The organism is Rugamonas rivuli, assembly GCF_009380165.1.
Lineage (GTDB): Bacteria > Pseudomonadota > Gammaproteobacteria > Burkholderiales > Burkholderiaceae_D > Rugamonas > Rugamonas rivuli.
Map to the genome: position 1 here is coordinate 621,079 of NZ_WHUF01000004.1, position 25,217 is coordinate 646,295.

The 25,217-nt window shown below is 63.4% G+C and carries 25 protein-coding genes; 12 read left to right on the forward strand and 13 right to left on the reverse strand.

Annotated elements, in window-relative coordinates:
- Positions 1 to 4 precede the first annotated feature (4 nt).
- From GEV01_RS17770 to GEV01_RS17805, 8 genes are all read left to right on the forward strand, one after another.
- A complete protein-coding gene (locus GEV01_RS17770) occupies positions 5 to 646 on the forward strand; it encodes a hypothetical protein (protein ID WP_152806770.1) in 642 nt (213 codons plus the stop codon).
- On the forward strand, positions 643 to 1,191 hold the full coding sequence (locus GEV01_RS17775) for a TlpA family protein disulfide reductase (RefSeq protein WP_152806772.1): 549 nt from the start codon (positions 643 to 645) through the stop codon (positions 1,189 to 1,191). Before GEV01_RS17770 ends, GEV01_RS17775 begins: the two co-directional genes overlap by 4 nt.
- 84 nt (positions 1,192 to 1,275) lie before the next feature.
- Entirely contained in the window at positions 1,276 to 1,713 is a 438-nt protein-coding gene (aroQ, locus tag GEV01_RS17780; RefSeq protein ID WP_008452094.1) for a type II 3-dehydroquinate dehydratase, read from the forward strand.
- Between the two features lie 89 nt (positions 1,714 to 1,802).
- The gene (gene accB / locus GEV01_RS17785; RefSeq protein ID WP_008452096.1) at positions 1,803 to 2,270 is read left to right on the forward strand and encodes an acetyl-CoA carboxylase biotin carboxyl carrier protein; all 468 of its coding nucleotides are present in this window, start codon (positions 1,803 to 1,805) and stop codon (positions 2,268 to 2,270) included.
- A 111-nt stretch (positions 2,271 to 2,381) separates the two neighbouring features.
- Positions 2,382 to 3,767 carry an acetyl-CoA carboxylase biotin carboxylase subunit gene (gene accC, locus GEV01_RS17790; protein ID WP_152806774.1) on the forward strand — a complete coding sequence of 462 codons (1,386 nt, stop codon included), beginning with the start codon at positions 2,382 to 2,384 and terminating at the stop codon, positions 3,765 to 3,767.
- A complete protein-coding gene (gene prmA / locus GEV01_RS17795; protein WP_152806776.1) occupies positions 3,767 to 4,699 on the forward strand; it encodes a 50S ribosomal protein L11 methyltransferase in 933 nt (310 codons plus the stop codon). The genes accC and prmA overlap by 1 nt, the downstream gene beginning before the upstream one ends.
- An 8-nt stretch (positions 4,700 to 4,707) precedes the next feature.
- The gene (locus tag GEV01_RS17800; RefSeq protein WP_152806778.1) at positions 4,708 to 6,180 is read left to right on the forward strand and encodes a DUF3426 domain-containing protein; all 1,473 of its coding nucleotides are present in this window, start codon (positions 4,708 to 4,710) and stop codon (positions 6,178 to 6,180) included.
- A 10-nt stretch (positions 6,181 to 6,190) separates the two neighbouring features.
- The gene (locus GEV01_RS17805) at positions 6,191 to 7,129 is read left to right on the forward strand and encodes a carbohydrate kinase family protein (protein WP_152806780.1); all 939 of its coding nucleotides are present in this window, start codon (positions 6,191 to 6,193) and stop codon (positions 7,127 to 7,129) included.
- Between the two features lie 79 nt (positions 7,130 to 7,208).
- On the opposite strand, the gene GEV01_RS17810 is transcribed toward GEV01_RS17805, so the two are convergent.
- A complete protein-coding gene (locus GEV01_RS17810) occupies positions 7,209 to 7,739 on the reverse strand; it encodes a YggT family protein (protein WP_286162313.1) in 531 nt (176 codons plus the stop codon).
- A 177-nt stretch (positions 7,740 to 7,916) separates the two neighbouring features.
- On the opposite strand from GEV01_RS17810, the gene GEV01_RS30775 reads away from it, so the two are divergent.
- The 4 genes from GEV01_RS30775 (at position 7,917) to GEV01_RS17830 (ending at position 10,981) form a co-directional block, all read left to right on the forward strand.
- Positions 7,917 to 8,879, forward strand: coding sequence for a hypothetical protein (locus tag GEV01_RS30775; protein ID WP_175023099.1), 963 nt, complete (start codon positions 7,917 to 7,919; stop codon positions 8,877 to 8,879).
- 768 nt (positions 8,880 to 9,647) lie between these two features.
- Entirely contained in the window at positions 9,648 to 9,914 is a 267-nt protein-coding gene (locus GEV01_RS17820; RefSeq protein WP_152806784.1) for a hypothetical protein, read from the forward strand.
- Between the two features lie 72 nt (positions 9,915 to 9,986).
- Positions 9,987 to 10,148, forward strand: a complete 162-nt coding sequence (locus GEV01_RS17825) for a hypothetical protein (protein ID WP_175023101.1) — start codon at positions 9,987 to 9,989, stop codon at positions 10,146 to 10,148.
- Positions 10,149 to 10,231: 83 nt separating this feature from the next.
- A complete protein-coding gene (locus GEV01_RS17830; protein ID WP_235914405.1) occupies positions 10,232 to 10,981 on the forward strand; it encodes a type II toxin-antitoxin system HipA family toxin in 750 nt (249 codons plus the stop codon).
- 51 nt (positions 10,982 to 11,032) lie between these two features.
- Here GEV01_RS17830 and GEV01_RS17835 read toward each other — a convergent pair whose 3' ends face one another.
- The 12 genes from GEV01_RS17835 to GEV01_RS17890 form a co-directional block, all read right to left on the reverse strand.
- Positions 11,033 to 12,148: a ribonucleotide-diphosphate reductase subunit beta gene (locus GEV01_RS17835; protein ID WP_152806788.1), complete on the reverse strand. Its 1,116-nt coding sequence runs from the start codon at positions 12,146 to 12,148 to the stop codon at positions 11,033 to 11,035.
- Positions 12,149 to 12,223: 75 nt separating this feature from the next.
- Entirely contained in the window at positions 12,224 to 15,151 is a 2,928-nt protein-coding gene (locus GEV01_RS17840; protein ID WP_008452117.1) for a ribonucleoside-diphosphate reductase subunit alpha, read from the reverse strand.
- A gap of 268 nt (positions 15,152 to 15,419) precedes the next feature.
- Positions 15,420 to 16,055, reverse strand: a complete 636-nt coding sequence (ampD, locus tag GEV01_RS17845; protein ID WP_328595543.1) for a 1,6-anhydro-N-acetylmuramyl-L-alanine amidase AmpD — start codon at positions 16,053 to 16,055, stop codon at positions 15,420 to 15,422.
- On the reverse strand, positions 16,052 to 17,572 hold the full coding sequence (locus GEV01_RS17850; RefSeq protein WP_152806790.1) for a sigma-54-dependent transcriptional regulator: 1,521 nt from the start codon (positions 17,570 to 17,572) through the stop codon (positions 16,052 to 16,054). Before GEV01_RS17850 ends, ampD begins: the two co-directional genes overlap by 4 nt.
- 12 nt (positions 17,573 to 17,584) lie before the next feature.
- The gene (locus GEV01_RS17855; RefSeq protein ID WP_328595544.1) at positions 17,585 to 19,267 is read right to left on the reverse strand and encodes a sensor histidine kinase; all 1,683 of its coding nucleotides are present in this window, start codon (positions 19,265 to 19,267) and stop codon (positions 17,585 to 17,587) included.
- Positions 19,268 to 19,275: 8 nt separating this feature from the next.
- Positions 19,276 to 19,545 carry a PP0621 family protein gene (locus GEV01_RS17860; protein ID WP_152806792.1) on the reverse strand — a complete coding sequence of 90 codons (270 nt, stop codon included), beginning with the start codon at positions 19,543 to 19,545 and terminating at the stop codon, positions 19,276 to 19,278.
- Positions 19,542 to 20,348: a cytochrome C assembly family protein gene (locus GEV01_RS17865; protein ID WP_070359803.1), complete on the reverse strand. Its 807-nt coding sequence runs from the start codon at positions 20,346 to 20,348 to the stop codon at positions 19,542 to 19,544. Before GEV01_RS17865 ends, GEV01_RS17860 begins: the two co-directional genes overlap by 4 nt.
- A gap of 22 nt (positions 20,349 to 20,370) precedes the next feature.
- A complete protein-coding gene (locus GEV01_RS17870) occupies positions 20,371 to 21,180 on the reverse strand; it encodes an ABC transporter ATP-binding protein (protein ID WP_175023103.1) in 810 nt (269 codons plus the stop codon).
- Complete coding sequence (locus GEV01_RS17875) at positions 21,180 to 22,001, reverse strand: ABC transporter permease (RefSeq protein ID WP_152806794.1); 822 nt, start codon at positions 21,999 to 22,001, stop codon at positions 21,180 to 21,182. Before GEV01_RS17875 ends, GEV01_RS17870 begins: the two co-directional genes overlap by 1 nt.
- A complete protein-coding gene (locus tag GEV01_RS17880; RefSeq protein WP_152806796.1) occupies positions 22,002 to 22,976 on the reverse strand; it encodes an ABC transporter substrate-binding protein in 975 nt (324 codons plus the stop codon).
- A 79-nt stretch (positions 22,977 to 23,055) separates the two neighbouring features.
- On the reverse strand, positions 23,056 to 24,072 hold the full coding sequence (locus tag GEV01_RS17885) for a M48 family metallopeptidase (protein WP_152806798.1): 1,017 nt from the start codon (positions 24,070 to 24,072) through the stop codon (positions 23,056 to 23,058).
- Positions 24,069 to 25,085: a YjgN family protein gene (locus tag GEV01_RS17890; RefSeq protein ID WP_152806800.1), complete on the reverse strand. Its 1,017-nt coding sequence runs from the start codon at positions 25,083 to 25,085 to the stop codon at positions 24,069 to 24,071. Before GEV01_RS17890 ends, GEV01_RS17885 begins: the two co-directional genes overlap by 4 nt.
- Between the last annotated feature and the right edge of the window lie 132 nt (positions 25,086 to 25,217).

Sequence of the window (25,217 nt, forward strand, 5' to 3'; positions counted from 1 at the left end):
GTCCATGACGCCGAATGTTATCGAAGAAGTCCTGCTACTGCGTGCGGAGATCGCCGCGGCCGCCGCACGCCTGATCGCCCAGGATGGGCACGACTACAACACCGCCAAGCGCAAGGCCGCCAAACAGATCCTCGGCGATACCCAGCCGCCGCTGAACCTGTTGCCGGATAACGCCCAGATCGAGGCGGAAGTGCGCATCTACCAGTCGCTGTTCCATGCCGACACCCAGCCCGCCCGCCTGTTCCGGCTGCGCACGCTGGCGGTCGACATCATGGACGGCCTGGCCGCCTTCCACCCCTATCTGACCGGCGCCGTATTAAATGGCACGGCCGGCCCGCACGACGACATCCACCTGCAGCTGTTCGCCGACAGCGCCAAGGAAGTGGAAATCTTCCTGCTGAACCGCAATTTACAAATCGACATCTCCGAGACGCCCCACTTCAAGGGTCCGCGCTACGGCACGGTCGAAACGGTCAGCTTCATGTGGCACAAGGAAGGCGTGCACGCCGCCCTGTATGAGCTGGACGATTTGCGCGGCGCCGTCAAAACCCGTGGCGACGGCAAATTGATGCGCGCCGATATCGCCGCCGTGCGCGCCCTACTAGTTAACAGCACCCAAGAAAACTCCAACCCAAATCCACCATGAATCAAAAACACCTCGCAGCCTATGTTGTTGTAGCTTTGCTATTCGCCGCCTCCGGCGCCTATGTCGGCATGCATAAAAAAGACGCCGCGCCGCCGCTCACCACCACCCAGCCAGCCGGCGTTACCGGTCCCGTCGATAGCTTATATAAGCTGACGCTGCCGGACGCCAAGGGCGTCGCGCAAGCCCTGGGCCAGTACAAAGGCAAGGCCACGCTGGTCAATTTCTGGGCGCCGTGGTGCGGTCCGTGCGTGCAGGAGATGCCGGAGCTGTCGGCGCTGGCCGCCGGAGAAGAGGGTAAGAAGCTGCAAGTTATCGGAATCGGTATCGATTCGGCAACAAATATCGCCGATTTTAACGACAAGTTCAAAATCACCTATCCAGTCTTCGTCGCCGGCATGGCCGGCACCGAGCTCTCCCGCACCTTCGGCAACGCCGCCGGCGGCCTTCCCTACACGGTGCTGATCGGCGCCGACGGCCAGGTCAAGAAGACCTATCTGGGCCGTTTGAAGTTTGACGAGCTGCGCAAGGATCTGGCAACTCTGTAAATAGTTTTACAAGTTTTTTTCTCTTGCCAATGCCGACGGTTGGCGGCAAAATGCGGAACTTTCGCGGAAAACGGTCCTGAACCCATGGCAAAAAACCTCCTCCTGCTCAACGGCCCCAACCTGAATTTACTGGGAAGCCGCGAGCCAGAGGTCTACGGCGCTAGCACTTTGGCCGACATCGAACACGCAGCCCAGGCACAAGCCCAGGCGGCGGGCGCGAGCTTGTCCTGCTTTCAGAGCAACCACGAAGGGGCGCTGATCGACCGCATCCATGCCGCCAGAACGGAAGGCGTGGACGCCATCGTCATCAACCCGGGCGGCCTGACCCACACCAGCGTGGCCTTGCGCGACGCCCTGGCGGGGGTGGCGATACCGTTTGTTGAAGTGCATATTTCGAATATTTACCAGCGCGAGTCGTTTCGCCACCACTCATTTCTTAGCGCGATCGCTATAGGTACTATTTGCGGACTGGGTATCGAAGGATATCGGTTTGCCATCGACTTCGTTCTTAAAAAGCGATAATCTACGCGATCTGCGCGCAATTCCGCGCGGCTCCGCTCAAAAAGCGCTGCCGCTCACACTTACATAACAAAGACATTCCTGGGGGTTACATGGATTTACGCAAGCTGAAGACCTTGATTGATTTGGTCGCAGAATCGGACATCGCCGAGCTCGAAGTGACCGAAGGCGAGAGCAAAGTACGCATCGTCAAGTCGTCCGCCATGCCGCAAAACCAAATGGTGATGATGCAGCCGCAAGGCATGCCGCAATACCACGCCGCCCCGGCAGCCGCCGCGCCAGCCGCAGCAGCCGCCCCTGTCGCCGTTGTCGCCGCCGAGCCAACCGGCCACGTGGTCAAGTCGCCGATGGTTGGTACCTTCTACCGTTCGTCCGCGCCAGGTTCGCCGGCGTTCGTCGAAGTGGGCGCCACCGTCAAGGAAGGCGATACCCTGTGCATCATCGAAGCGATGAAGCTGCTGAATGAAATCGACGCCGACAAGTCCGGCACGATCACCCAGATTCTGGTCGAGAACGGCCAGCCGGTCGAATTCGGCCAACCGCTGTTTGTGATAGGCTAAGACCGGCCTGCGCCCTCCCCATCGGTGACGGGCGCGCCGGCTTGGTCCGCATTCCCTCCTCTACCTGACGTTACCGGCCCGCCGGTGCTCACAGACATACGCGAACCTATCATGTTTGAAAAAATCCTCATCGCCAACCGTGGCGAAATTGCCCTCCGTATCCAGCGCGCTTGCCGCGAACTGGGCATCAAGACGGTTGTGGTCCACTCGGAAGCAGACAAAGACGCCAAATACGTGAAGTTGGCGGATGAATCGGTGTGCATCGGTCCTGCGCCTTCGACGCTCAGCTACCTGAACATGCCGGCCATCATCAGCGCCGCCGAAGTGACGGACGCGGAAGCGATCCACCCGGGCTACGGCTTCCTGTCGGAAAACGCCGACTTCGCCGAACGCGTGGAAAAATCCGGCTTCGTCTTCATCGGCCCCCGCTCCGACTCGATCCGCCTGATGGGCGACAAGGTCTCGGCCAAGCAAACCATGATCAAGGCAGGCGTACCGTGCGTGCCCGGTTCGGACGGCGCGTTGCCGGACGATCCCAAGGCTATCGTGCAAATTGCGCGCAAAGTCGGCTACCCGGTCATCATCAAGGCGGCCGGCGGCGGCGGTGGCCGCGGCATGCGCGTGGTGCATACCGAGGCGGCACTGATCAACGCCGTGGCGATGACCAAGACCGAAGCGGGCACCGCGTTCGGCAATCCGGAAGTCTACATGGAGAAGTACCTGGAAAATCCGCGCCACGTGGAAATCCAGATCCTCGCCGACGAACACAAGAACGCCGTCTGGCTGGGCGAACGCGACTGCTCGATGCAGCGCCGCCACCAGAAGGTCATCGAAGAAGCGCCGGCGCCGGGCATCCCGCGCAAGCTGATCGAAAAGATCGGCGACCGCTGCGCCGAAGCCTGCCGCAAGATCGGCTACCGTGGCGCCGGCACCTTCGAGTTCCTGTATGAGAACGGTGAGTTCTACTTCATCGAAATGAACACCCGCGTGCAGGTCGAACACCCGGTCACCGAAATGATCACCGGCATCGACATCGTGCAGGAACAGATCCGCATCGCCGCCGGCGAGAAGCTGCGCTTCCGCCAGCGCGACGTGATGCTGTCCGGCCACGCCGTCGAGTGCCGAATCAACGCCGAAGACCCGTTCAAGTTCACGCCGTCGCCAGGCCGCATCACTTCCTGGCACGTGCCGGGCGGCCCGGGCGTGCGCGTCGACTCGCACGCTTATGCGGGGTATTATGTACCGCCGCACTACGATTCGATGATCGGCAAGGTCATCGCTTACGGCGCCACCCGCGAGCAGGCGATCCGCCGCATGCAGATCGCGCTGTCGGAAATGGTGGTCGAGGGCATCCAGACCAACATCCCGCTGCACCGCGAGCTGATGGTCGACGCCCGCTTCATCGAAGGCGGCACCAACATCCATTACCTGGAACAAAAGCTGGCAGACATGCCGGACCTGCATAAACTGAGTTTGAGTAACAAGGCGCCACAATAATGAGCTGGACTGAAATCGTCATCGAAATCGCCCGCGACCACGCGGAAGCACTGTCGGAAGCCCTGATGGACGTGGGCGCGCTGTCGGTGTCCGTGGAAGACGCGGACGAAGGCACGGACGCGGAAAAACCGCTGTTCGGCGAGCCGGGCATGGAACCGACCGAAGCGGCATGGGATCACAGCCGCGTGGTCGCCCTGACCGACGAAGATGACGACCAGGCCGTGATCGTCGCGGCCGCCGCCGGCCAGATCGGCCTGGCCACGCTGCCGAAGTTCACCACCCGCAAGGTGGAGGAGCAGGACTGGGTGCGCTTGACCCAGTCGCAGTTCGCGCCCATCCACATCGGCAAGAACATCTGGGTCGTGCCGAGCTGGCACGAAGCGCCGGACGCCAACGGCCTGATCCTGGAACTGGATCCGGGCCTGGCTTTCGGCACCGGCTCGCACCCGACCACCCGTCTGTGCATGGAGTGGCTGGAAGCGAATCCGGCGCCGGGCAAGACCGTGCTCGACTACGGTTGCGGCTCCGGCATCCTGGCCATGGTGGCCAAGAAGGTCGGCGCCGGCGAAGTGGTCGGCGTGGACATCGATCCGCAGGCGATCGAATCGGCGGCCGACAATGCACAGCGCAACAAGTGCGAGATCGCGTACTTCCTGCCGGACACCTTCGCGCAATCGCAGCATGCGGCGCAGCGTTTCGACATCGTCGTCGCCAACATCCTGTCCAGCCCGCTGAAGCTGATGGCGCCCATGCTGTCGGGCCGCGTGGCCGACGGCGGCGCGCTGATCCTGTCCGGCGTGCTGGCACGCCAGGCCGAGGAAGTGGCGGCAGCCTATGCCCCGTTCATCAAGCTGGGCGTCTGGGCTGAGCAAGACGGCTGGGTGGCCCTGCATGGCCGCCTCGGCAGCGACGTGGTTCCAGCGGCGCGCTAACCACAGCAATGGCGCTCGCCACAAAATGCCCCCACTGCAACACGATATTTCGGGTCGCCCATGACCAGTTGAAATTACGTGGGGGCATAGTGCGCTGTGGCTCCTGTAATGAAGTTTTTGACGGCAACGCGGCCCTGCTGGAGCCGCTCGCCGCACCGGCAACGGCGCCGGTACCTGTCCAACTCCCCTCCCCGCTGCCCGAACCGGTCGCCTTCGACGAGAAGATGGCCGCGCTGGATACCCGCGCCGCCGAAGCGCTGAGCGGCGACGAGGCCGAACCCATCTACACGCTGGAACTCGATACCGCGCTGGACGCGGTCGAACCCGCCGAAGCTGCAGAGCCTCCCGAGGCCGCCGATGCGCCCGCTGTCGAAGCCGCAGCGCCGCTGGACGCCGAGCCGGCCGACACCATCGCGCTGCCGACCGAAGCGGCCACGCTGCCGCCCGCCGTGGAAGCAGCGCTGGACCTCGACCTCGACGTGGAGGCCGAGTCCGAATCGGCCATTGAGCCCGAACCGACGATTGAGCCGACCGCCGAGCCCGCTGTCGACACGCAGTGGACGGACGACGAACCGCTCGAAGACGCGCTCAGCATCGAAGCCATGTCGGACGAAGAACTGGAAGCCGCGCTGGCTGCCGAACTGGCCGTCCTGGAGCAAGACAACACCGAGCCGGCCGCCGACACCGCCCCGGCGCCCGACGCCTTCACCTCCGTCCTGCCAACCGAACGCCTTGAGCCGACACTGGACGACGCACCGCCCGCCGACACCACCGCCGTGCCAAGCGAAGCCGCGCGCTTCAACGAGCTGGAAGAGATCGACGAAGAAGCGCTGGTGCAGCTGTCGTCCGCCGGCCTGGCCGAGGCGCAGTCCGCGCGCGCCCACGCCCACCTGCTGGCCGACGCGGCCGACACCGACGCCGGCAGCGGCACCGACACCGACAGCCCCGACACCGAAGCCGAAGAGCCCGGCTTCATCAAGCGCGAACGGCGCCGCCAGAAGTACGGCAAGGCCGCGACCATCGCCATGAGCCTGGGCTCCCTGCTGCTGCTGACGACGCTGGCAGCCCAGGGCCTGACCACCTTCCGCAACCAGATCGCCGCCGCGCTGCCGCCGCTCAAGCCGGCGCTGACGGCCGCCTGCAACGCGCTCGGCTGCAAGATCGAACTGCCGGCGCAGATCGACGACCTCAGCATCGAACAGGGCGAGCTGCAAACCCTGAGCGACACCGGCTTCTCCTTCACCACCCAGCTGCGCAACCAGAGCGCCACCGCGCAAGCCTGGCCGCACATCGAACTGGTGCTGGACGACGCCAACGACAAGGCCGTGCTGCGCCGCGTGTTCACCCCGCGCGAATACCTGGGCGCCGACGTCGCGCTGGACAAAGGCTTCGCCCCGCACACCGAACAATCTGTCAAACTATACTTTGAACTGAGCCAGCTGAAAGCATCCGGCTATCACATCGCAGTCTTCTATCCATAAAGACCACACCATGACCCAGACCTCCCTGATTTGCGGCTCGATCGCAATTGACACCATCCTGCAATTCCCCGGCCGCTTCGACAGCCTGCTGCTGGCCGACCAGCTGCACAAGGTGAACGTCTCCTTCCTGGCGCCGACCATGCGCACCGAGTTCGGCGGCTGCGCCCCCAACATCGCCTACAACCTGCAACTGCTGGGCGGCCATCCGCGCATCGTCGGCGTCATGGGCCAGGACAACGCCGCCTACATGGAGCGCTTCCGCAAGCTCGGCCTGTCCACAGACAACATCCTGATCAAGCCGGAAGCCTACAACGCCCAGTGCTTCGTCACCGCCGACGAAGACAACAACCAGATCAACGCCTTCCACCCGGGCGCCATGTCCTACGCGCACGAGAACGAAGTCGCCAAGGCCGGCCCTGCCGCCCTCGCCATCATCTCGCCGGACGGCCACCTGGGCATGAAGAAGCACGCCGCCGACCTGGCCAAGCTGCAGATCCCGTTCATCTTCGACCCGGGCCAGCAACTGCCGATGTTCAACGGCGAGGAGCTGATCGAGTTCATCGACAAAGCCACCTACGTCACCACCAACGACTACGAAATCGAACTGCTGATGGACCGCACCGGCCTGACCGTGCCGGAAATCGCCAGCCGCCTGCAAGCGCTGATCATCACGCGCGGCGAAAACGGTTCGGAGATCCACACCGGCGGCCAGCGCATCGAGATCCCTGCCGTGCCGGTGGCCGAGGCAGTGGACCCGACCGGCTGCGGCGACGCCTACCGCGCCGGCCTGCTGTTCGGCATCACCAACGGCTGGAAGTGGGAAACCACCGGCCGCCTGGCCAGCCTGCTGGGTGCGATCAAGATCGCCAGCAAGGGCGCGCAAAACCACAAGCCGACCGCCGCCGAGATCGCCGACCGCTTCGAAGCCGCCTTCGGCTACCGTTACTGATCAGCTAGTCCCAAAGAAAAAGCCCCCATCGGCCTGAGCGTGCTCAAGCCGATGGGGGCTTTTTTTCGTCCGGGGCGGTTTAGCGTCCGCTAAACAGCATGCCCAGCACCAGCAGCGCGATCTGCAGCACGATCAGCGCCACCAGCAGCGACAGGTCCAGGTTGCCGACCAGCGGCACCACGCGGCGGATGGGCCGCAGCAGCGGCTCGTTGAGCGCGCGCACGAACGGCGCCAGCGGCGCATGCGGGTTCACCCAGCTGAAGATCGCCTCGATCACCAGCAAGGCCATGAAGCCGTACAAAATCCACTGCAGGAAACGCTGGAAGGCCATCAGCAGCACCAGCGGCGTGGTCCAGCCTGCCAGGTACATCACCGACGTGGCCAGCAGCACGATCAGGAACGCGCCGATCAGGCTGGCCCAGTCATAGCCGCCCACACCGGGCACGATGCGGCGCAGCGGGCGCACCAGCCAGTCCGACAGCTGGAACGTAAATTGGGCCACCGATGCCGGTGGGCGGACGCGGATCGCCTGCATCCAGAAACGCAACAACAACGCCCCGCCCAACAGGGTGGCGATGGCGTCGACAATCAACACGAGAATACTAAGCACGAGTTCCCTCCAAAAAAAAGCCGCTGTGTGATTGTCTCACACAGCGGCCCATTGCCTCAGCAGGCATCGAAGCTATTTAATTAGCTAGGACGGGTGCTGGTTGGGAACGGCCATGCTGCGGCCGGTGCCAACACGGTTTTTGCTGCAGGAGCGGCGGCCGGTGCTGGAGCGGCTGGCTTGGCGACAGCTTCCTTCTTCGGTGCAGCAGCCTTTTTCGGGGCAGCTTTTTTCACAGCTGGCTTGGCAGCAGGAGCGGCGGCTGCCGCTGCTGGTGCAGCCGAAGCAGCGGCTGGAGCGGCTGCCGGTTTAGCGGCGACCTTCTTAGCGACTGGCTTCTTGGCAACCGGCTTAGCGGCTGCCTTAACTGGCTTTTTTGCTGCTGGCTTAGCCGCTGCCTTTGCAGCCGGTTTGGCTGCTGCTTTTACCGCTGGTTTTTTGGCGACAGCTTTTTTGGCTGCTGGCTTGGCTGCTGCTTTAGCGGCTGGCTTGGCTGCCGGTTTGGCGGCGACCTTTTTAGCTGCTGGCTTGGCGGCTACTTTTTTCGCTGCTGGTTTAGCGGCGGCTTTTTTAGCTGCTGGCTTGGCTGCTGCCTTGGCGACGACTTTTTTCGCTGCTGGTTTAGCGGCTACTTTTTTCGCTGCGGGCTTGGCTGCTGCTTTTTTAGCTGCTGGTTTAGCTGCGGCTTTTTTGGCTGCTGGCTTGGCTGCTGCCTTGGCGACGACTTTTTTAGCTGCTGGTTTAGCGGCTACTTTTTTCGCTGCTGGTTTAGCGGCTGGCTTGGCTGCTGCTTTTTTAGCTGCTGGCTTGGCTGCTGGTTTAGCGACAGCTTTTTTAGCGACTGGCTTGGCAGCGGCTTTTTTCACTGCTGGCTTGGCTGCTGCTTTTGCTGCTGGCTTGGCTGCTGGTTTAGCGGCGGCTTTTTTAGCGACTGGCTTGGCAGCTGCTTTTTTCACGGCTGGTTTAGCGGCTGGTTTAGCGGCAGCTTTCGCTGCTGGCTTGGCGGCGGCTTTCGCTGCGACAGGCTTTTTCGCTGGGGCGGCGGCTTTCGCGGCCGGTTTCTTTGCTGCTGGTTTCTTTGCGGCTGTTGCCATTTTTAGTTCTCCTTCATCGGGGATGGGAAAAATTCATTACAAGATTTAAACCCGTCCGGCCCGGAATTAGGCCAGGCGAATTATTCATCGGCGCAAACGAACAACGGTTTGCGCTAATGAATTCGGCACCAGCTGAACTGCTGCAACCCCTCACGAGTGCAGCACTTCAGCCATCGACCTGCGCGCCGACCGTGGCCGGCTCGGCGTTCAGGTACAAATCTTGTTGCGACGTTTTGCGGGTGGTCGGGCGTGTACTCAGCTCCATGGACCTACGTCGCAGCCATTCACGGTTTTCGTTTTCAAACAAAAAACCGCCCAGCCCGAACCTAATCAGGCAAGACGGTTGAACAAAAACAGTGTGGTCTTGTGCATATCTGTGTGAATCTGTATCCCGTATCGCGATCATTTCTGCGGCGTGTGCGACGTCAAATTTATGCACACTTCAAAACACGCATTTTCAATCTCGTAAAGTACACGAAAACCTTGTCGGTGCGCAACCAGCACGATAGATATTCATGCGCTTTTTTTCGCGTTAAGCTCGTCAACTCACATACGCACGCCGATTCGGCATGCCCGCTTGCGTCGTCGCGCCGCGATGTGCGCGCTCAATCGAGTTCGAAAAAACGTTCGCGGCGTCGCGCGAAAAAAGTGCGCTTGAAAGCGCGCCTTGTGCCGTCTGGGTTTCTGCGATGCCGTCATCGCCGGCGGAAAAATCCGCGCCGCCCACTTCCGAATTCGAGAGCGCTTGCGCATCGCTTGCGCGCCGCCGCTACTCACTGTTTTAAATTCGTCGCGATTATGAGACAGAGTGCGGCGAATGGCAAGCAGAATACTGCGGTGCGCGCCGGCGCTGATGCGCTGCGATGTGGATCGCGGCGGTGCGTGTGCATCGCGCGCGCGAACATCGAGCGTGTCGCCGCGTGATGCGGCGCGTTCCGCGTCGCCGTTTTTGCGGCGGCGCCTGCGCGGTCGCGACGCGCTTCATCAGCGCGCGCAGTTCGTCGCGACGAGCCGCGGCAGACTGACACTGCTGCGCTTCGCGTCGATGAAGTCGGCCAGTGTGGGCGGTGTGTTTACGCTATGAGCTAGCGGCGGACAATCGCTGTCGCGCTATGAGCGTCGTGGCGCGGGCCACAAAGTGGGACAAGCCTCGCTGATGTCCTTCATCCAGATCGTCGCCGCGCTCGGACTGGCGGACGACCTGGGCGAACTTTTCCGTCTCAAGATCGCGTCGATCGCCGCCATGGAAAAAGCGGAGCGGGCAAACCGCAAGCGCGCTCCGCGCAGAGTCTTCCCGACGACTCGTTCATACACCTAACGAATAAACTATTTCGAAAATTGAGGTGGACGCAGAGCGGCATCTCTCCGCTCGACAGGCTGGCGTTCGTCGGCGACCGCGGCATGGGTGCGCTCAGTTATGAACCACCCGATCCGCTACAGCTATCACCGGAGGACCTGCGCCTGCTTGACCTGGCGAGAGCGGCGCAAACTCTTTTGCAGGGCGAGGACAGCGCCATCCTCAAGCAACTGGTCCTGCTGGGAGGATCGCCACATGGCTCCCGGCCCAAGGTACTGGTGCGCTTCGATCCAGCCAGCGGTCAAGTCAGCACGCTGGACGATGCTGCCGGCGGCGAACCGTGGCTGGTCAAGTTCCCCGCGCAGAACGAGCATAAGGAAGTCTGCGCGATCGAACATGTGTATGCCGAACTGGCGCGGAGCTGTGGGTTGGAGATGCCAGCGACGCGCCATTTCGATCTGGACCGGCGACTGGCGGCCTTTGGCGCCCGGCGCTTCGACCGCGAAGATGACGTGCGCGTGCCGGTCCATACGCTAGCCGCCCTGCTGCATGTCGACTTCCGCCTGCCGTCGGTCGACTACAGCACCTTCCTGCGCGCCACGCGTTTGATGACCGGCGATCAGCGGCAGGTCGACGCCGCGTTCCAGCGCTGCGTCTTCAATGTGCTGTTCAATAACCGGGACGACCACGCCAAGAATGTCTCATACCGGATGAGCCGCGACTGGCACTGGCAGCTATCGCCATGCTATGACCTGAGCTTCAATCCCGGCCCCGGAGGCGAACATCAGATGGCGGTCATGGGAGAGAGCCAGTCGCCCGGCCTGGCGCCATCCACGCCAATCGCGACCGCCTGAAATGAAAAAAGCCTGGCAACCGCCAGGCTTTTTGCTTTGGTACGCTACAGATTAATCCCAGTTCAGCGCGCCGCCGGTCTGGTATTCGATGACGCGGGTCTCGAAGAAGTTACGCTCTTTCTTCAAGTCGATCATCTCGCTCATCCATGGGAACGGGTTCTCTTCCTGGTCGAACAGCGTCTCCAGGCCGATCTGCGTCGCACGGCGGTTGGCGATGAAGCGCAGGTAGCCCTTGAACATGGTGGCGTTCAGACCCAGCACGCCGCGCGGCATGGTGTCTTCGGCGTAGGCGTACTCCAGGTCCACGGCCTTCAGGAACAGCTGCTTGATCTCTTCCTTGAAGGCTGGAGTCCACAGCAGCGGGTTTTCCATCTTGATCGTGTTGATCAAGTCGATGCCGAAGTTGCAATGCATCGATTCGTCGCGCAGGATGTACTGGTACTGTTCAGCGGCGCCCATCATCTTGTTCTGGCGGCCCAGCGCCAGGATCTGGGTGAAGCCGACGTAGAAGAACAGGCCTTCCATCAGGCAGGCGAACACGATCAGGGACTTCAGCAGTTGCTGGTCGCTGTGCACGGTGCCGGTGGTGAAGGCCGGGTCGGTCAGGGTGTTGATGAACGGGATCAGGAACTCGTCCTTGTCGCGGATCGACTTCACTTCGTTGTAGGCGTTGAAGATCTCCGCCTCGTCCAGGCCCAGCGACTCGACGATGTACTGGTAGGCGTGGGTGTGGATCGCCTCTTCGAAGGCCTGGCGCAGCAGGTACTGGCGGCACTCAGGCGCGGTGATGTGGCGGTAGGTGCCCAGCACGATGTTGTTGGCGGCCAGCGAGTCGGCGGTGACGAAGAAGCCCAGGTTGCGCTTGACCAGGCGACGCTCGTCGTCGGTCAGGCCGTTCGGATTCTTCCACAGCTCGATATCGCGCTGCATGTTCACTTCCTGCGGCATCCAGTGGTTGGCGCAGCCGGCCAGGTATTTGTCCCATGCCCACTTGTACTTGAACGGCACCAGCTGGTTGACGTCGGTTTTGCCGTTGATGATGCGCTTGTCGTCGGCATTGACGCGGCGCGCGACTTGCTCGGCATTGGCTTCGCCGGTGGCCAGTGCGGCTTGATTGACAGCTTGCGGTGCGGCCGATGCGGCCTCTTCGTCCCAGGACAGCGACATGATGGTTTTCCCTCTGAATTCTATGTGTATATATTAGTACAGTCGTTCCCGCGCTGGCGGGAACGACACTTTAGATTACTGGCAGGCTTCGCATTCCTCGAAACCGTCGTCGCCAGGACGCAGGTAACAGGCGGCGCCGTCTTCCTCGGCTGCGGCCACCGGAGCCACCGCAGCTGGCGTCGCAGCCGCGATCGCGCTGGCCGACATGCCGCCGTCCACCGCCACCGCGTTCAGCGCGCCGGTCTTGGAGGTCGACTTCTCCGTATGGGTAGCGGAGGTGGTGCGCAGATAGTAGGTGGTTTTCAGGCCACGCAGCCATGCCAGCTTGTACGTCTCGTCCAGCTTCTTGCCCGATGCGCCAGCCATGTAGATGTTCAGCGACTGTGCCTGGTCGATCCACTTCTGGCGGCGGGATGCTGCTTCCACCAGCCAGGTCGGCGACACTTCGAACGCGGTTGCATAAATGTCACGCAGGTCTTGCGGGATGCGGTCGATCTTGGCCAGCGAGCCGTCGAAGTACTTCAGGTCGGAGATCATCACCTCGTCCCACAGGTCGCGCGCCTTCAGGTCGCGCACCAGGTAGGCGTTGATCTCGGTGAACTCGCCCGACAGGTTGGACTTCACGTACAGGTTCTGGAAGGTCGGTTCGATGCAAGCCGACACGCCAATGATATTCGAAATGGTCGCGGTTGGAGCGATCGCCACGCAGTTCGAGTTACGCATGCCGAACTTCTTGATGCGGTCGCGCACCGGAGTCCAGTCCATGGCAGCCGAGGTATCCTGCTCCAGGTAGCCGCCGCGTTCATCGGCCAGCAGCTTGATCGAGTCCTGCGGCAGGATGCCACGATCCCACAGCGAGCCTTTGTACGACTGGTAATGGCCACGTTCTTCAGCCAGTTCGGTCGAAGCCAGGTAGGCGTAGTAGCACACCGCTTCCATCGAGGTGTCGGCGAAGGACACGGCTTCGTTCGACGAGAACGGAATACGCATCATGTGCAGGCAGTCCTGGAAGCCCATCACACCCAGACCCACCGGACGATGACGCATATTGGCGTTGCGCGCTTTGTCGACGGCGTAGTAATTGATGTCGATCACATTGTCCAGCATGCGCATGGCGGTGCGGATGGTCTTTTTCAGCTTGACGTGATCCAGCTTGCCCTCTTTCATATGGGCTGGCATGTTGACCGAACCCAGGTTGCAGACGGCGATTTCGTCAGGGCCTGTGTTCAGCGTGATCTCGGTGCACAGGTTGGAGCTGTGGACCATGCCGACGTGCGACTGCGGCGAACGGATGTTGCATGGGTCTTTGAAGGTGATCCATGGGTGGCCGGTTTCGAACAGCATCGACAGCATCTTGCGCCACAGGTCCAGCGCGGCGATCTTCTTGAACACGCGGATTTCGCCGGCGGCGGCCTTGGCTTCGTAGCCCAGGTAGGCTTTTTCGAAGGCCTTGCCGACCAGGTCGTGCAGGTCAGGGGTGTCGGATGGCGAGAACAGGGTCCACTCGCCTTTTTCCATCACGCGCTTCATGAACATGTCCGGGATCCAGTTGGCGGTGTTCATGTCGTGGGTGCGGCGGCGGTCGTCGCCGGTGTTTTTACGCAGGTCCAAGAACTCTTCGATGTCCATGTGCCAGGTTTCCAGGTAGGCGCAGACCGCGCCCTTGCGCTTGCCGCCCTGGTTGACCGCGACGGCGGTGTCGTTGACCACTTTCAGGAACGGCACCACGCCTTGCGATTTGCCGTTGGTGCCCTTGATGTGGGCGCCCAGTGCGCGCACAGGGGTCCAGTCGTTACCCAGGCCGCCGGCGAACTTGGCCAGCAGGGCGTTTTCCTTGATGGCGTCGTAGATGCCTTCCAGGTCGTCCGACACGGTGGTCAGGTAGCACGACGACAGCTGCGAACGCAGGGTGCCCGAGTTGAACAGGGTCGGGGTCGACGACATGAAGTCGAAGGTCGACAGCAGGTTGTAGAACTCGATGGCGCGCGCTTCGCGGTCGGATTCGTTCAGGGCCAGGCCCATGGCGACGCGCATGTAGAACGCTTGCGGCATCTCGATGCGGACGTCGCGCACGTGCAGGAAGTAGCGGTCGTACAGGGTTTGCAGGCCGATGTAGCCGAACTGCAGATCGCGGTCGGCGACCAGCGCCTTGGCCAGGCGGGCCAGGTCGAACTCGGCCAGCTTGGTGTCCAGCAGTTCGTTGGCGATACCCTTGGCGATGTATTGCGGGAAGTAGGTCACGTATTCGGCGGCGGCGGCGGCTTGCGCGACTTCCTTGCCGAAGACTTCCTTACGGATCGTGTGCAGCAGGATGCGGGCCGTCACTTGCGAGTAGGCCGGATCTTTTTCCATCAGCGCGCGGGCGGCCAGGATGGCGGATTTGTGCAGTTCTTCGACCGGTACGCCGTCGTACAGGTTCTTCAGCGTTTCAGCCAGGATGGCGTCGGCGTCGACGTGCTTTTCCAGGCCGATGCAGGCGGCGTTAATCAGGCCGGTGACGCGGTTCATTTCCAGCGGCTTGCGCTCGCCGTTTTCCAGCACGTGGATTTGCGGTGCTTCGATGGCGGCGGTGGCGCCCTGGGCTTCCTTGGCCAGACGGCGCTCTTCCATGTGCTTGGCGCGATACAGCACGTAGGCGCGGGCGACATCGTGTTCGCCGGAGCGCATCAGCGCCAGTTCAACCTGGTCTTGCACGTCTTCGATATGGAAGGTGCCGCCCGATGGCTGGCGGCGCACCAGTGCGGTGACGACGCTGGCGGTCAGCTGCTCTACCAATTCGCGGATGCGGGCCGAGGCTGCGCCCTGGCCGCCGTTCACGGCCAGGAAGGCCTTGGTGACGGCGATCGCGATTTTCGACGGTTCAAACGCGACGACCGCGCCGTTACGGCGGATGATGCGGTAGTCACCGAGGTCGCTGGCGGCCGTGACCGGGCTGCTGGCGGTGCTCGCAGCGGCTGCTGGTACCAGCGCTGGATTGATGGTGATGTCTTGAGTAGATTGCATTTAAGCTCCCCGATAACAGCGTGCAGTCAGTGCTGCGCGACGTAATGTTGTATAAAAAAAGGCCAAAATGAAGCGACCTGCCAAACCTGCCTGGCCGGTTAAACTGCAATAAAATGGGTGGTGAACTGGCCTTGGCGGCTTGCAAATAGTTTAAGAACCAGTGTCATGAGAACTACTATATCTAGTGATTGGTGTGAATCGATACACTGATTGTAGTGGTCAGATAATCGTAAGACAAGTGGAAATTTTGCCGTTTCAGGCAATTTTTCTATTGACTTTGCAGGAGGCCTTTTGCGAAGCGCAATCCGGCGCTAGCACCCACTAACGCGGGCTCATCCAGTGCCTTTTGATTAAGCAGTGCCTGCCAGCTTTTTCGATAAAATTCCCAATCAAACAACGGTCCCGGGTCGGTTTTCCGGCCCGGCGCGATGTGTTCATGGCCCTGCACATCGGTCAGCGGATAGCGCGACTGCAGCGCCAGCGTCAGCACGGCCAGCGCCTGGTACTGCGCCGGCTCGAAGCCGCTGTCGTCGGTGCCTTCCAGCTCCACGCCGACCGAATAGTCGTTGCACTTTTCGCGTCCGCGAAAAACCGACAGACCCGCATGCCAGGCCCTGTCGTTAGCAGAAACATACTGCATCACGCGGCCGTCGCGGCGGATGAAAAAGTGGCTCGACACCTTCAGCCCTCGCAGGTCCGCGAACGAGGGGTCAGTATTATAGTCCAAGCGGCCGGTGAACAGGTCGGACACGTGCGGACCGCCGAATCGGCCGCCCGGCAGGGAGATGTTGTGCACCACCAGCAGCGTGATGTCGGCGGGGTCGGGACGGTCGTCGGCGTACGGGGTGTCGTAGCGGATCGCCTCGGGCCACCAGCCGTCGGCGCCCAGCGGCGGCGCGCTCACGCCTCCGGCTCCTGGATGTTCAGCTTCTGCATCTGGTAGCGCAGCTGGCGGAAGCTGATGCCCAGCAGATGGGCGGCCTGGGTGCGGTTGAACTGCGTCTGCGCCAATGCGCGCAGGATGATGTCGCGCTCGATCTGGTTCAGGTAGTCGGGCAGGCTGCTGGGCAGCGCGTCGAGATGGGGCAGCGGCGGCAAGCCTGCGGCGGCGGCGACTGCGGCGGCCGGCCCCTGATCGGCCGGCGTCGGCGAAGGCGCCGGGGCCAGGTCCGGCGCGGCGGCCTCGCTGGCGGCGGGGTGCGGCGCCGCCGGCATCGGCAGCGGCACGACTGCTTCGACCATGCGCGCGCCTTTCAGCGCCAGGTCCGCCACCTCGATCACGCCGTCGTTGGCGAAGGCCAGCGCCCGCTCCAGGATATTTTCCAGCTCGCGCACATTGCCGGGGAAGGAGTAGCCGCGCAGCGCATCGAGCACGCCCTCGCCCAGCCGCACCTTGTGTTCGAAAGTGCCCAGCCGTTCCAGGATGGCGCCGGTCAGCACGGCCAGGTCGTCGAGCCGCTCGCGCAGCGGCGGCAGGCTCAATTCGATCACATTCAGGCGGTAGAACAGATCCTGCCGGAAGCTGCCCTGCTCCACGCACTGCGCCAGGTTCTTGTGGGTCGCGCTAATAATACGCACGTCGACCGGCTCTTCGGCCGTGGCGCCGATCTTGCGCACGCGCCGCTCCTGGATCGCGCGCAGCAGCTTGACCTGCATCGCCAGCGGCAGGTCCGCCACTTCGTCGAGCATCAGCGTGCCGCCGTTGGCCGCCTGGAAGAAACCGTCCCGCTCATCGGCCGCGCCGGTGAACGCGCCCTTGCGGTAGCCGAAGAACTCCGCCTCCATCAGCGCCTCGGGGATCGCGCCGCAGTTGACGGCGATGAAAGGTTTGCCTGCACGGGAACTGAGCGCGTGGATCTCGCGCGCCGCCAGCTCCTTGCCGCTGCCCGATTCGCCGTTGATGGCGATAGGCGCCATCGAGCGCGCCAGCCGCGCGATCTGCGCGCGCAGCGCCTGGATCACGGCCGACTCGCCCTTCAAACGGCTGGCCGCCTGCGCGGCATCGGGCGCCTCGCCGGCCGGCGGTTCGGCGTTCAGCCGCAGCGCCGACTGCACCATCACCCGCAGCTGGTCCAGCGCCACCGGCTTGGAAATGTAATCGAAGGCGCCGGCTTTGAGCGCGATGACGGCGTTGTCGGCGCTGCCGAAAGCCGTCACCACCGCGATCGGCGTGTTCTTGTAGGCGGCGCTGACTTCGCGCACCAGCTCCAGCCCCAGGCCGTCCGGCAGGCGCATATCGGTCAGCACCAGCTGGTATTCGCGCTCCGGTTGCGCCAGCAGGCCGCGCGCCTGCGCCAGCGTGGCGGCGCTGTCGACGTCCAGCCCCATTTTCAGCAGGGTCAGTTCCAGCAGCTCGCGCAGGTCGGCTTCATCGTCGACGACCAGCACGCGAGGCGCGCGTTGGGAACCTCTAGCACTCATCAAGCAGCCTCTCTACTTTTGCGCCGGATGGGCGAAGGTGATTACAAACCGCCCGCTGGAGCGGGGCGTCCCATCGGGGCTGTCCTTGATGTCGAAACGATATTCATAGTCCAGCCGCGCTTCGTTATTCAAACACAATTCGCGCGCCAGATACAGTCCCAGCCCCGTCCCTTTGCTGGATGTGGTGTAAAACGGCTCAAACAGGTGGGCCCGCACCTCGGGCGAGATGCCGGGGCCGTCGTCCTGCACATGCAGCTCCATGCGCCGCGCCTTGTCGCTCAACAGGTCCATGCGGATCGATTCCGGCCCGCCGCTGGCGTAGCGCACCGCGTTGTTGAGCAGGTTGAGCACCACCTCGCGCAGGTGCAGCGCATCGAAGCGCACCAGCGTGCCGGCCGGCGCCGAGGTGCCGATGATGTCCGGCGGCAGGCCGTGGGTTTCGACGAACTCCGCCTTCAGCTCGGCCAGGAAGACTTCCAGCGCCAGCGGCTCGCTGTGCGGCTGCACCTTGCGCGACAGCTGCAAGATATCCTCGACCATGCGGTTGACCCGCGCCACATTGTCGCCGACGATCTTCAGCAGCCGCAGGTGCACGGTGCTGTCCAGGTCCTCGCCCAGCAGCGAGGTGGCGTGGCCGATGGCCGACAGCGGATTGCGCACCTCGTGCGCGATGCTGGCGGTGAGTCGTCCCATCGACGCCAGCTTCAGTTGCTGCGCCTGGTTTTCGATGCCGGTCACGTCCTGCAAAAAGATCACGCTGCGGTCCGTGCCCAGGCCGTCCGTGTTGACCGCCGCGAAGCGCACCTTCAAGTGCGCGGCCAGGTCGCGGCGCGCGCTCCACGCGGCCGTCACGTCCTGCAGCGCCGCCTCGGCATAGGGCTTGATGGTGACATAGGCGGTGCTGCGCGTGGCGTCGTCGCGCCATTCGGCATAGGCTTGCGCCAGCGGCGCCAGCGCGGCGGCGGCCGACAGCCGGAACTTCATCTCGGGGCCTATCATGCCCAGCATCTGCTGCGCCGCCGGATTGCCGGCGAAGACCTGGCCATCGGCGTCGATCACCAGGATGCCGTCGCCGACGTTGGCCATCACCAGCCGGTTCACCGCCTGCTGCACGGTGATCTCGACGCCGCGCCGTATCGCCAGCTCTTCCTGGCCGATCAGCTTGGCGGCCATGCGGTTGACCACGAACACGGCGGCGAAGAAGGCGGCGCCGTACAAGCCGGCCTGCAAATAAGGCTGTTCGCCCTCCATCATGAACACCTGCCAGGTGCTTTCGGCCAGCATGAACAGCGCCACCAGCGAGGCGCAGAACAGCGACAGCATCAGCGGCGCCAGGATGGCCGAACCGGCCAGCGGGAACAGATAGAGGATGGCCAGGCCGCTGCGCAAGCCGCCGCCGGCCAGGTACAGCAGCGAGATCACGGCCAGGTCGCAGGCGATCTGCGACAGCAGTTGCAGCAGGAAGCGGCGCTGCCAATACACCGCCGTCAGCGCGAAGACGATCGCCAGGCCGAGGTAAATCAGGCAGATCTGCAGGTAGAGATACGGCCCGGAAGCGCGCAGACCGTGGTTGTCGAAGCTCAGGTAGACCAGCAGCACCAGCGCGATCACCACCCGCGTGGCGTTCAGCGTTTGCAGCGAGCGCCAGAAGGTTGCGCGCGATTCAGCCGATAAAGCCTGCAGGCGCGCGATCACGCCGGGGCCTAGGCAGCCGGCAGCGTGGCGTGGGCCGCGCTGCAATAGTCGCGGCCGCGCGCCTGCACGGATTCCGATGCCGGATAGAAGATGCCGCAATGGGCGCACTGCAACATGGTTTCAGCGTCGGCCACCGATTTGGCGGCGGGACGCGCGCCGTCCGGCTGCGGCGGCTGGCGGAATTGCTGCTGCTGACGCTTCTGCGCCTCGCGGATCTTGCTACGGATGGCGAAGATCACCAGGAAAACCAACGCCAGCCAAAAGATAATACGGCTCATGCCCAACCCTTATGCAAAACCACTTCGAACACAAAACGGCTGCCGACATAGGCCAGCAACAAGGTAGCGAAACCGGCCAGCGTGAAGCTCAGCGCGGTCTTGCCGCGCCAGCCACGGAAGCGGCGGCCCGCCAGCAACGAGGCAAACAACAGCCACGACATCATGGTGAACACCGATTTGTGGTCCCATTTGAGCGCCTGGCCGAACAGCTGTTCCGAGAACACGATCCCCGACAGCACCGTCAAACTCAGCAGGGCGAAGCCGAAGCCTATCATGCGGAACAGCAGCTTCTCCATCGTCAGCAGCGCCGGCAGCCGGTCCAGCGCGCTGGACATGAAGCTCCTGGCGTCGGTGCCGGCGTGCAGGCGCTTTTCCTGCAAGGCCATCAGCACCGCATGGAAGGCGGCCACCGTCAGCGTGCTGTAGGCCAGCGTGGCGATGGCGATATGCCAGCCGAACAGCGGCGACTTGCCCTCCAGCGGAATCACATTGCCGGGGAAGCCGGCCTGCAGCGCCGCCGCCAGCGCGGCGTTCGGCATGACCAGGCGGCGCATGCCGTCCAGGCTGAAATTCTGGTTTTCTATCCAGTACGCGGCCACCGACACCCACAGCGCCGACGACAGCATGGCGGCAAAGCCGATGCGGATGGTGCCGGCGCCGCCGGCCACTTCCGACCACAGGCCGGCGCCGTGCAGCACCCAGGCGGCCGCCGTCAGGGCGGAAATCAGCCCGGCCCGGCGCGACGGCAGCGCGGCACATATAAGATACAGCGCGATGGCTGCGAAGAGTAAAGGAGTCTGCATGTCCCTCAGTTTACACCATCGCTCAGTCGATGGCTGCCATGCGCAGCTCGTCGTTGTGATGGCGTTGCTGCTCTTCCATCACCAGTTGGCCCAGTTCGCGCTTCAGGGCGTTGAACTCGGCGGAGGCCGGATCGCGCAGGCGCGGCAGTTCCACCATCAGGTCACGCTTGACGGTGCCGGGGCGGTAGGTCATGACGACGATGCGGTCGGCCAGATAGATCGCCTCTTCGATGCTGTGCGTGACGAAGATGATGGTCTTCTTCAGCTCGGCCCAGATGCGCAGCAGCTCGTCCTGCAGGTTGCGGCGGGTCAGCGCATCGAGCGCGCCGAACGGCTCGTCCATCAGCATGATCGGCGAATCGAGCGCCAGCACGCGGGCGATGGCGACCCGCTGGCGCATACCGCCGGACAGGTCTTTCGGAAAGCGGTTGCGGAAGTCGGTCAGCGACAGCATGGCCAGCAGCTTGTCGACGATGGCGTTGATCTCGGCCTTGGCCATGCCCTTGATCTCCAGGCCGAAGGCGACGTTGTCGGCCACCGTCATCCACGGGAACAGCGCGTATTCCTGGAACACCATGCCGCGCTCGGGGCCGGGCGCCGTCACTTCCCTGCCGTCGGCGACGATGCGGCCGGCGCTCGGCGGCGCGAAACCGGCGATGGCGTTCAGCAGCGTCGACTTGCCGCAGCCCGAAGGCCCCAGCAGGCAGACGAACTGGCCCTGCGGGATCTCCAGGTCGATATCCTTGAGCGCCACCAGCTGGCGCTCGGCGGTCTGGAACACCTTGCTGACGTTAGCGACGACGATGTGGGGCGGGTTTGCAACACTCATCATCAGTTCTCCAGGCCGCGGTGCCAGCGCAGCAGATGGTTGTTCAGTTTGTTGACGGCGGTGTCGATGATCAAACCGATCAGGCCGATGGTGATCATGCCGGCCATGATCTTGTCCGACCAGAAGTACTCGCGCGCCTCCAGGATGCGGAAGCCCAGGCCGTTGTTCACGGCGATCATCTCGGACACGATCACCACGATGAAGGCGGTGCCGATGCCGATCCGCACGCCCGACAGGATGTAGGGCACGGCGGCCGGCAGGATCACGCGCAGGAACATGGTGCTGCCGCTGGCGCCCAGGTTGCGCGCGGCGCGCAGGTAGATGCTGTCGACCTGGCGCACGCCGGCGATGGTGTTCATCAGCACCGGGAAGAAGGCGCCCAGCACGATCAAAAAGATGGCCGGCGGATTGCCCAGGCCGAACCACAGGATGGACAGCGGGATGTAGGCGATGGGCGGAATCGGCCGCAGCAGCTGCATCAGCGGATTGAGCCAGGCGTACACGGTCTGGCTGGCGCCCATCACCAGGCCCAGCGGCAGCGCCAGCGCGGCGCCGATGGCGAAACCAACCACCACGCGGTACAGGCTGCCGAGGGCGTCGACGATCAGCTCGCCGGACACGGCCCACAACAGCCAGCCGCCCTGCTCCGGGCTGTACGGCTGGATCGGCAACAGATAGGCGATCCAGCGTTCCAGCACCGCCAGCGGCGACGGCAGCATCTGCGGATTGACCCAGCCCTTCATCGACACCAGCTGCCAGACGCCGATCACCAGCGCCGGCACGATCAGGCCGACGCCTACCTCCTTCAGCTTGAACTTGACCATTTACTTGACGCCCAGGCTTTTCTTGGCGCCGTCCAGCAGATCGGTCTTGACCCATTCCTTGGCGGCCGGCGGTTTGCTCATGCGGCCGACGCCGGTCTTGAACATGACGTCGGTGGTGATCTGGATGTGCTCGGGCGTGATGTCGTAGGAATACGGCGAATTGCCGATGGCGTCATCGAAATCGTCCTTGGTGATCTGGCCCTTGAACACGGTCTCGCGCACATACTTCTCGGCCACGGCCGGTTGCTCGATGAAGGTCTTGGTGGCTTCGACGAAGCAGCGCATGAACTTCTCGGCCAGCGGACGCTTCTCCTTGTAGAACTTCTCGGTCATCACCATGGTGCGGATCGGCTCGCCGATCGGGGTATCGTAAGGCTTGAGGATCTCGTTGCCGTAACCCTTGTTGATCGATTGCGAGGATTGCGGCTCGGAGTTCATCATGGCGTCGATGTTCTTGCCCAGCAGCGCCTGGTTCAAATCGGCGTAGGCCAGGTAGATCAGCTGCACGTCCTTGCCCGGCTGGTCGGAGGCGCTCAGGCCAGCCTGCTGCAGCTCGGCCAGCAGCAGCACTTCCTGGATGCCGCCGCGCGTGACGCCGACTTTCTTGCCCTTCAAATCCTTGACGCTTTTCATCTTCAGCTCGCTGCGGCCGACCAGGCGCGCGCCGCCCTTGGCGAAACCGGCGACGACGAAAATCGGCGCACCGCTGGCGCGGCCGGAGATCGCCGCTTCCGACGCGGTGGTGCCGACGTCGAGCTCGCCGGCGATGATGCCCTGCATGACGTCCAGCCCCTTGGCGAACACCCGCTCCTCGACCTTGATGCCGCACTTGGGCGCGATCTCCTTGATGTAAGAGACGGCGCCGTAGTGGGCGAACTTCAGATTGCCCAGGCGGACCACTTCCTGCGCCTGCGTGGCGCCGGCGGCCAGCATGGCGGCGATGGTCAAGGTCTTGGCGATAGCGTTCAATTTCATCCGTCTCTCCTGTCGAGTGTGATACCACTTTTTTCAGTGCAGATCATACCAAGCTGGAGAGCGCTTGCCTATCGTTCAATCATGGCCGAGTGCGCAGCCGGGCCTGCCGTTCGGCGCTCGGCGGATGGCTGGAGAAATACGGCGGCAGCTTGCCGCCGTCCAGCTTGTCGAGCTTGGCGAACACCGCCGCCAGATGGTCGAGCGCGATGCCGTTGTGGCGCAGCATGGCCGCCGCGTAATCGTCGGCTTCCTGCTCGGCGTCGCGCGAGTACTTCATGTCCAGCGCCAGCGCCGGCAGCGTGCTCAGCACGGCGGAGATGTCGCCGAACACCAGCGAGGTGGTGGCCGTCACGGCCGAACTCTGGATGATGCGGCGCGTCATATGGCGCCGCTGCAAATGGCCCAGCTCGTGCGCCAGCACGCCCATCACGGCGTCGTCGTCCTGCAGCAGCGCGACCATCTGGTCGGTCATAACGATGTCGCCGGACGGCAGCGCGAAGGCGTTCGGGCCGACGCGGCTGCTGCGGAACAGCAGTTGCCAGGCAGGCGCCGGGCCGTCCGACGGCGGCGCAACCAGCGCGGCAAAGCGGCGCCGCAATTGTTCCTGGCGGGCCGGCGCTAGCGTCGACGGCGCGAACATCTGGCGGTCCAGCGCGGCCAGCACGCCCTGCCCCAGCTGGCGTTCGGCCGACAACGGCAGGGCGTCGGCGATCCAGCCGGCGGCGGCCGGCAGGAAATACAGATAGCCCAGCGCCAGCAGCGCCACCGTGGCCACGGCCGCGGCCAGCACGCCGCGCCAGCTGTGCTGCAACAGCACCACCGGACTGTCGCGGTGGCCGGTTTGCCGCAGCAGCTGCTCGAAACCGGCCAGGTCGTCGATTTCCAGATAGGCGCCGTCGGCGAACGTCACCTTGCGCACCGCGTGGCGGCTGCGCTCGGATACACGCAGCTCGGCCAGCGGCGCTACGCGCTCGGCCTCGCCGTCCAGGCGGGCGACGCCGCCGGCCACCGTCAGCGTGACGCGGTGCAGGCGCGAGGTCTGGCCGTCGAAATAGCGCGCGGCCACCGGCGGCGCGGGCTGCTGTGCTTCGCTCATAGCGACAGGTCGTAATCCATGAACTCGGCCATGCCTTCGCCGGTCGCGCCGACTTCGCCGTCCTGCACGGCGGTGATGTCGTCCAGGCTGCCGTCCACCAGCAGCGACATCGACTCCAGGCGGTAGCGCATCGCCCGCACGCGCGCGAACGGCAGGAACAGGCCCAGCGTGCAGATCACGGCCAGGTAGTTGGTGAAGGTGATGAAGGCCAGCCGGCCCCAGCGCATGTCCGAATGGAAGCGATGCTGTTCCAGGCTGGTGTGGTTCCAGATCAGCTTTTGCAGCATGTTGATGAACAGCGGATAGACCACGAAGGCCCAGCCATAGAAAGCCAGCAGGAACAAGCTGGTTTCGCCGGCCGCCTGGGCGCTGCTGGCCGGTGCCGGCGCGTTCTTGATCATCAGCTGGAACAGCAGCACCAGGCCGGCGCCGCCGATCAGCAGCAAGCCGCCATACAGTTTATAAAAATCGGCGACGCTGCCGTCGAAGGAGAAGCGCGCCTTGCCGTAGCGGCTTTCGTTGTGCTGCCAGGCCTTGGCGCGCTGGTGGATGAAGGGCGTGGCCAGGCCGAAGGTGACGCCGTTCAGCAGCGGACGCACCAGGTAGTTGGTGTAGGCGTCGTGCACGTCGCCGACGAAGCGGAAACGGATGCCGCGATAGCTGGTGTTATGCAGGCGGAACTGCAAGCTCTTCCAGATGAACCACGGCGAGGCCGCGCCCATGCCCAGCGCCACCGCCACCGCCGCCAGCGGCGCCCACGCAGCCGCGGCCAGGTAGATGCCGAAGATCACGGCGGCGACGATGCGGCCCTTGAGGATGGCGACCGGGTTGCCGTGGTATTCGAAGCTGCTGCCGGCCAGCTCGGTGCTGGAATAGAAGTACTGGTTGCGGCGCACCTTGGCCCAGGCCGAATAGATGCCCAGCGTGACGATGGTCAGCAGCAGGTTGACGATCCAGATGCGGAAGTACTCGCCGCCGGTGGCGTGAAACCGCACGCGTTGTTCTTGTTCCATGCGCTGCTCCTGATATTAGCAAAGCATCAACGATGCCAATATAAAACAACGTTGTCAACGGGAAACTGAATTTTGCTTGCGGCCAGTGACAATGCGCGCATTTCCCTTTGATATCAGCGTGAGATAATAAGC

Excerpts from the sequence above, each read along its gene's own strand:
- GEV01_RS17770 (WP_152806770.1), top strand. The coding sequence starts at position 5 with ATGACGCCGAATGTTATCGAAGAAGTCCTGCTACTGCGTGCGGAGATC.
- GEV01_RS17775 (WP_152806772.1), top strand. The coding sequence starts at position 643 with ATGAATCAAAAACACCTCGCAGCCTATGTTGTTGTAGCTTTGCTATTC.
- aroQ (WP_008452094.1), top strand. The coding sequence starts at position 1,276 with ATGGCAAAAAACCTCCTCCTGCTCAACGGCCCCAACCTGAATTTACTG.
- accB (WP_008452096.1), top strand. The coding sequence starts at position 1,803 with ATGGATTTACGCAAGCTGAAGACCTTGATTGATTTGGTCGCAGAATCG.
- accC (WP_152806774.1), top strand. The coding sequence starts at position 2,382 with ATGTTTGAAAAAATCCTCATCGCCAACCGTGGCGAAATTGCCCTCCGT.
- prmA (WP_152806776.1), top strand. The coding sequence starts at position 3,767 with ATGAGCTGGACTGAAATCGTCATCGAAATCGCCCGCGACCACGCGGAA.
- GEV01_RS17800 (WP_152806778.1), top strand. The coding sequence starts at position 4,708 with ATGGCGCTCGCCACAAAATGCCCCCACTGCAACACGATATTTCGGGTC.
- GEV01_RS17805 (WP_152806780.1), top strand. The coding sequence starts at position 6,191 with ATGACCCAGACCTCCCTGATTTGCGGCTCGATCGCAATTGACACCATC.
- GEV01_RS17820 (WP_152806784.1), top strand. The coding sequence starts at position 9,648 with ATGGCAAGCAGAATACTGCGGTGCGCGCCGGCGCTGATGCGCTGCGAT.
- GEV01_RS17825 (WP_175023101.1), top strand. The coding sequence starts at position 9,987 with ATGTCCTTCATCCAGATCGTCGCCGCGCTCGGACTGGCGGACGACCTG.
- GEV01_RS17830 (WP_235914405.1), top strand. The coding sequence starts at position 10,232 with ATGGGTGCGCTCAGTTATGAACCACCCGATCCGCTACAGCTATCACCG.
- GEV01_RS17835 (WP_152806788.1), bottom strand. The coding sequence starts at position 12,148 with ATGTCGCTGTCCTGGGACGAAGAGGCCGCATCGGCCGCACCGCAAGCT.
- GEV01_RS17840 (WP_008452117.1), bottom strand. The coding sequence starts at position 15,151 with ATGCAATCTACTCAAGACATCACCATCAATCCAGCGCTGGTACCAGCA.
- GEV01_RS17850 (WP_152806790.1), bottom strand. The coding sequence starts at position 17,572 with ATGAGTGCTAGAGGTTCCCAACGCGCGCCTCGCGTGCTGGTCGTCGAC.
- GEV01_RS17860 (WP_152806792.1), bottom strand. The coding sequence starts at position 19,545 with ATGAGCCGTATTATCTTTTGGCTGGCGTTGGTTTTCCTGGTGATCTTC.
- GEV01_RS17865 (WP_070359803.1), bottom strand. The coding sequence starts at position 20,348 with ATGCAGACTCCTTTACTCTTCGCAGCCATCGCGCTGTATCTTATATGT.
- GEV01_RS17870 (WP_175023103.1), bottom strand. The coding sequence starts at position 21,180 with ATGATGAGTGTTGCAAACCCGCCCCACATCGTCGTCGCTAACGTCAGC.
- GEV01_RS17875 (WP_152806794.1), bottom strand. The coding sequence starts at position 22,001 with ATGGTCAAGTTCAAGCTGAAGGAGGTAGGCGTCGGCCTGATCGTGCCG.
- GEV01_RS17880 (WP_152806796.1), bottom strand. The coding sequence starts at position 22,976 with ATGAAATTGAACGCTATCGCCAAGACCTTGACCATCGCCGCCATGCTG.
- GEV01_RS17885 (WP_152806798.1), bottom strand. The coding sequence starts at position 24,072 with ATGAGCGAAGCACAGCAGCCCGCGCCGCCGGTGGCCGCGCGCTATTTC.
- GEV01_RS17890 (WP_152806800.1), bottom strand. The coding sequence starts at position 25,085 with ATGGAACAAGAACAACGCGTGCGGTTTCACGCCACCGGCGGCGAGTAC.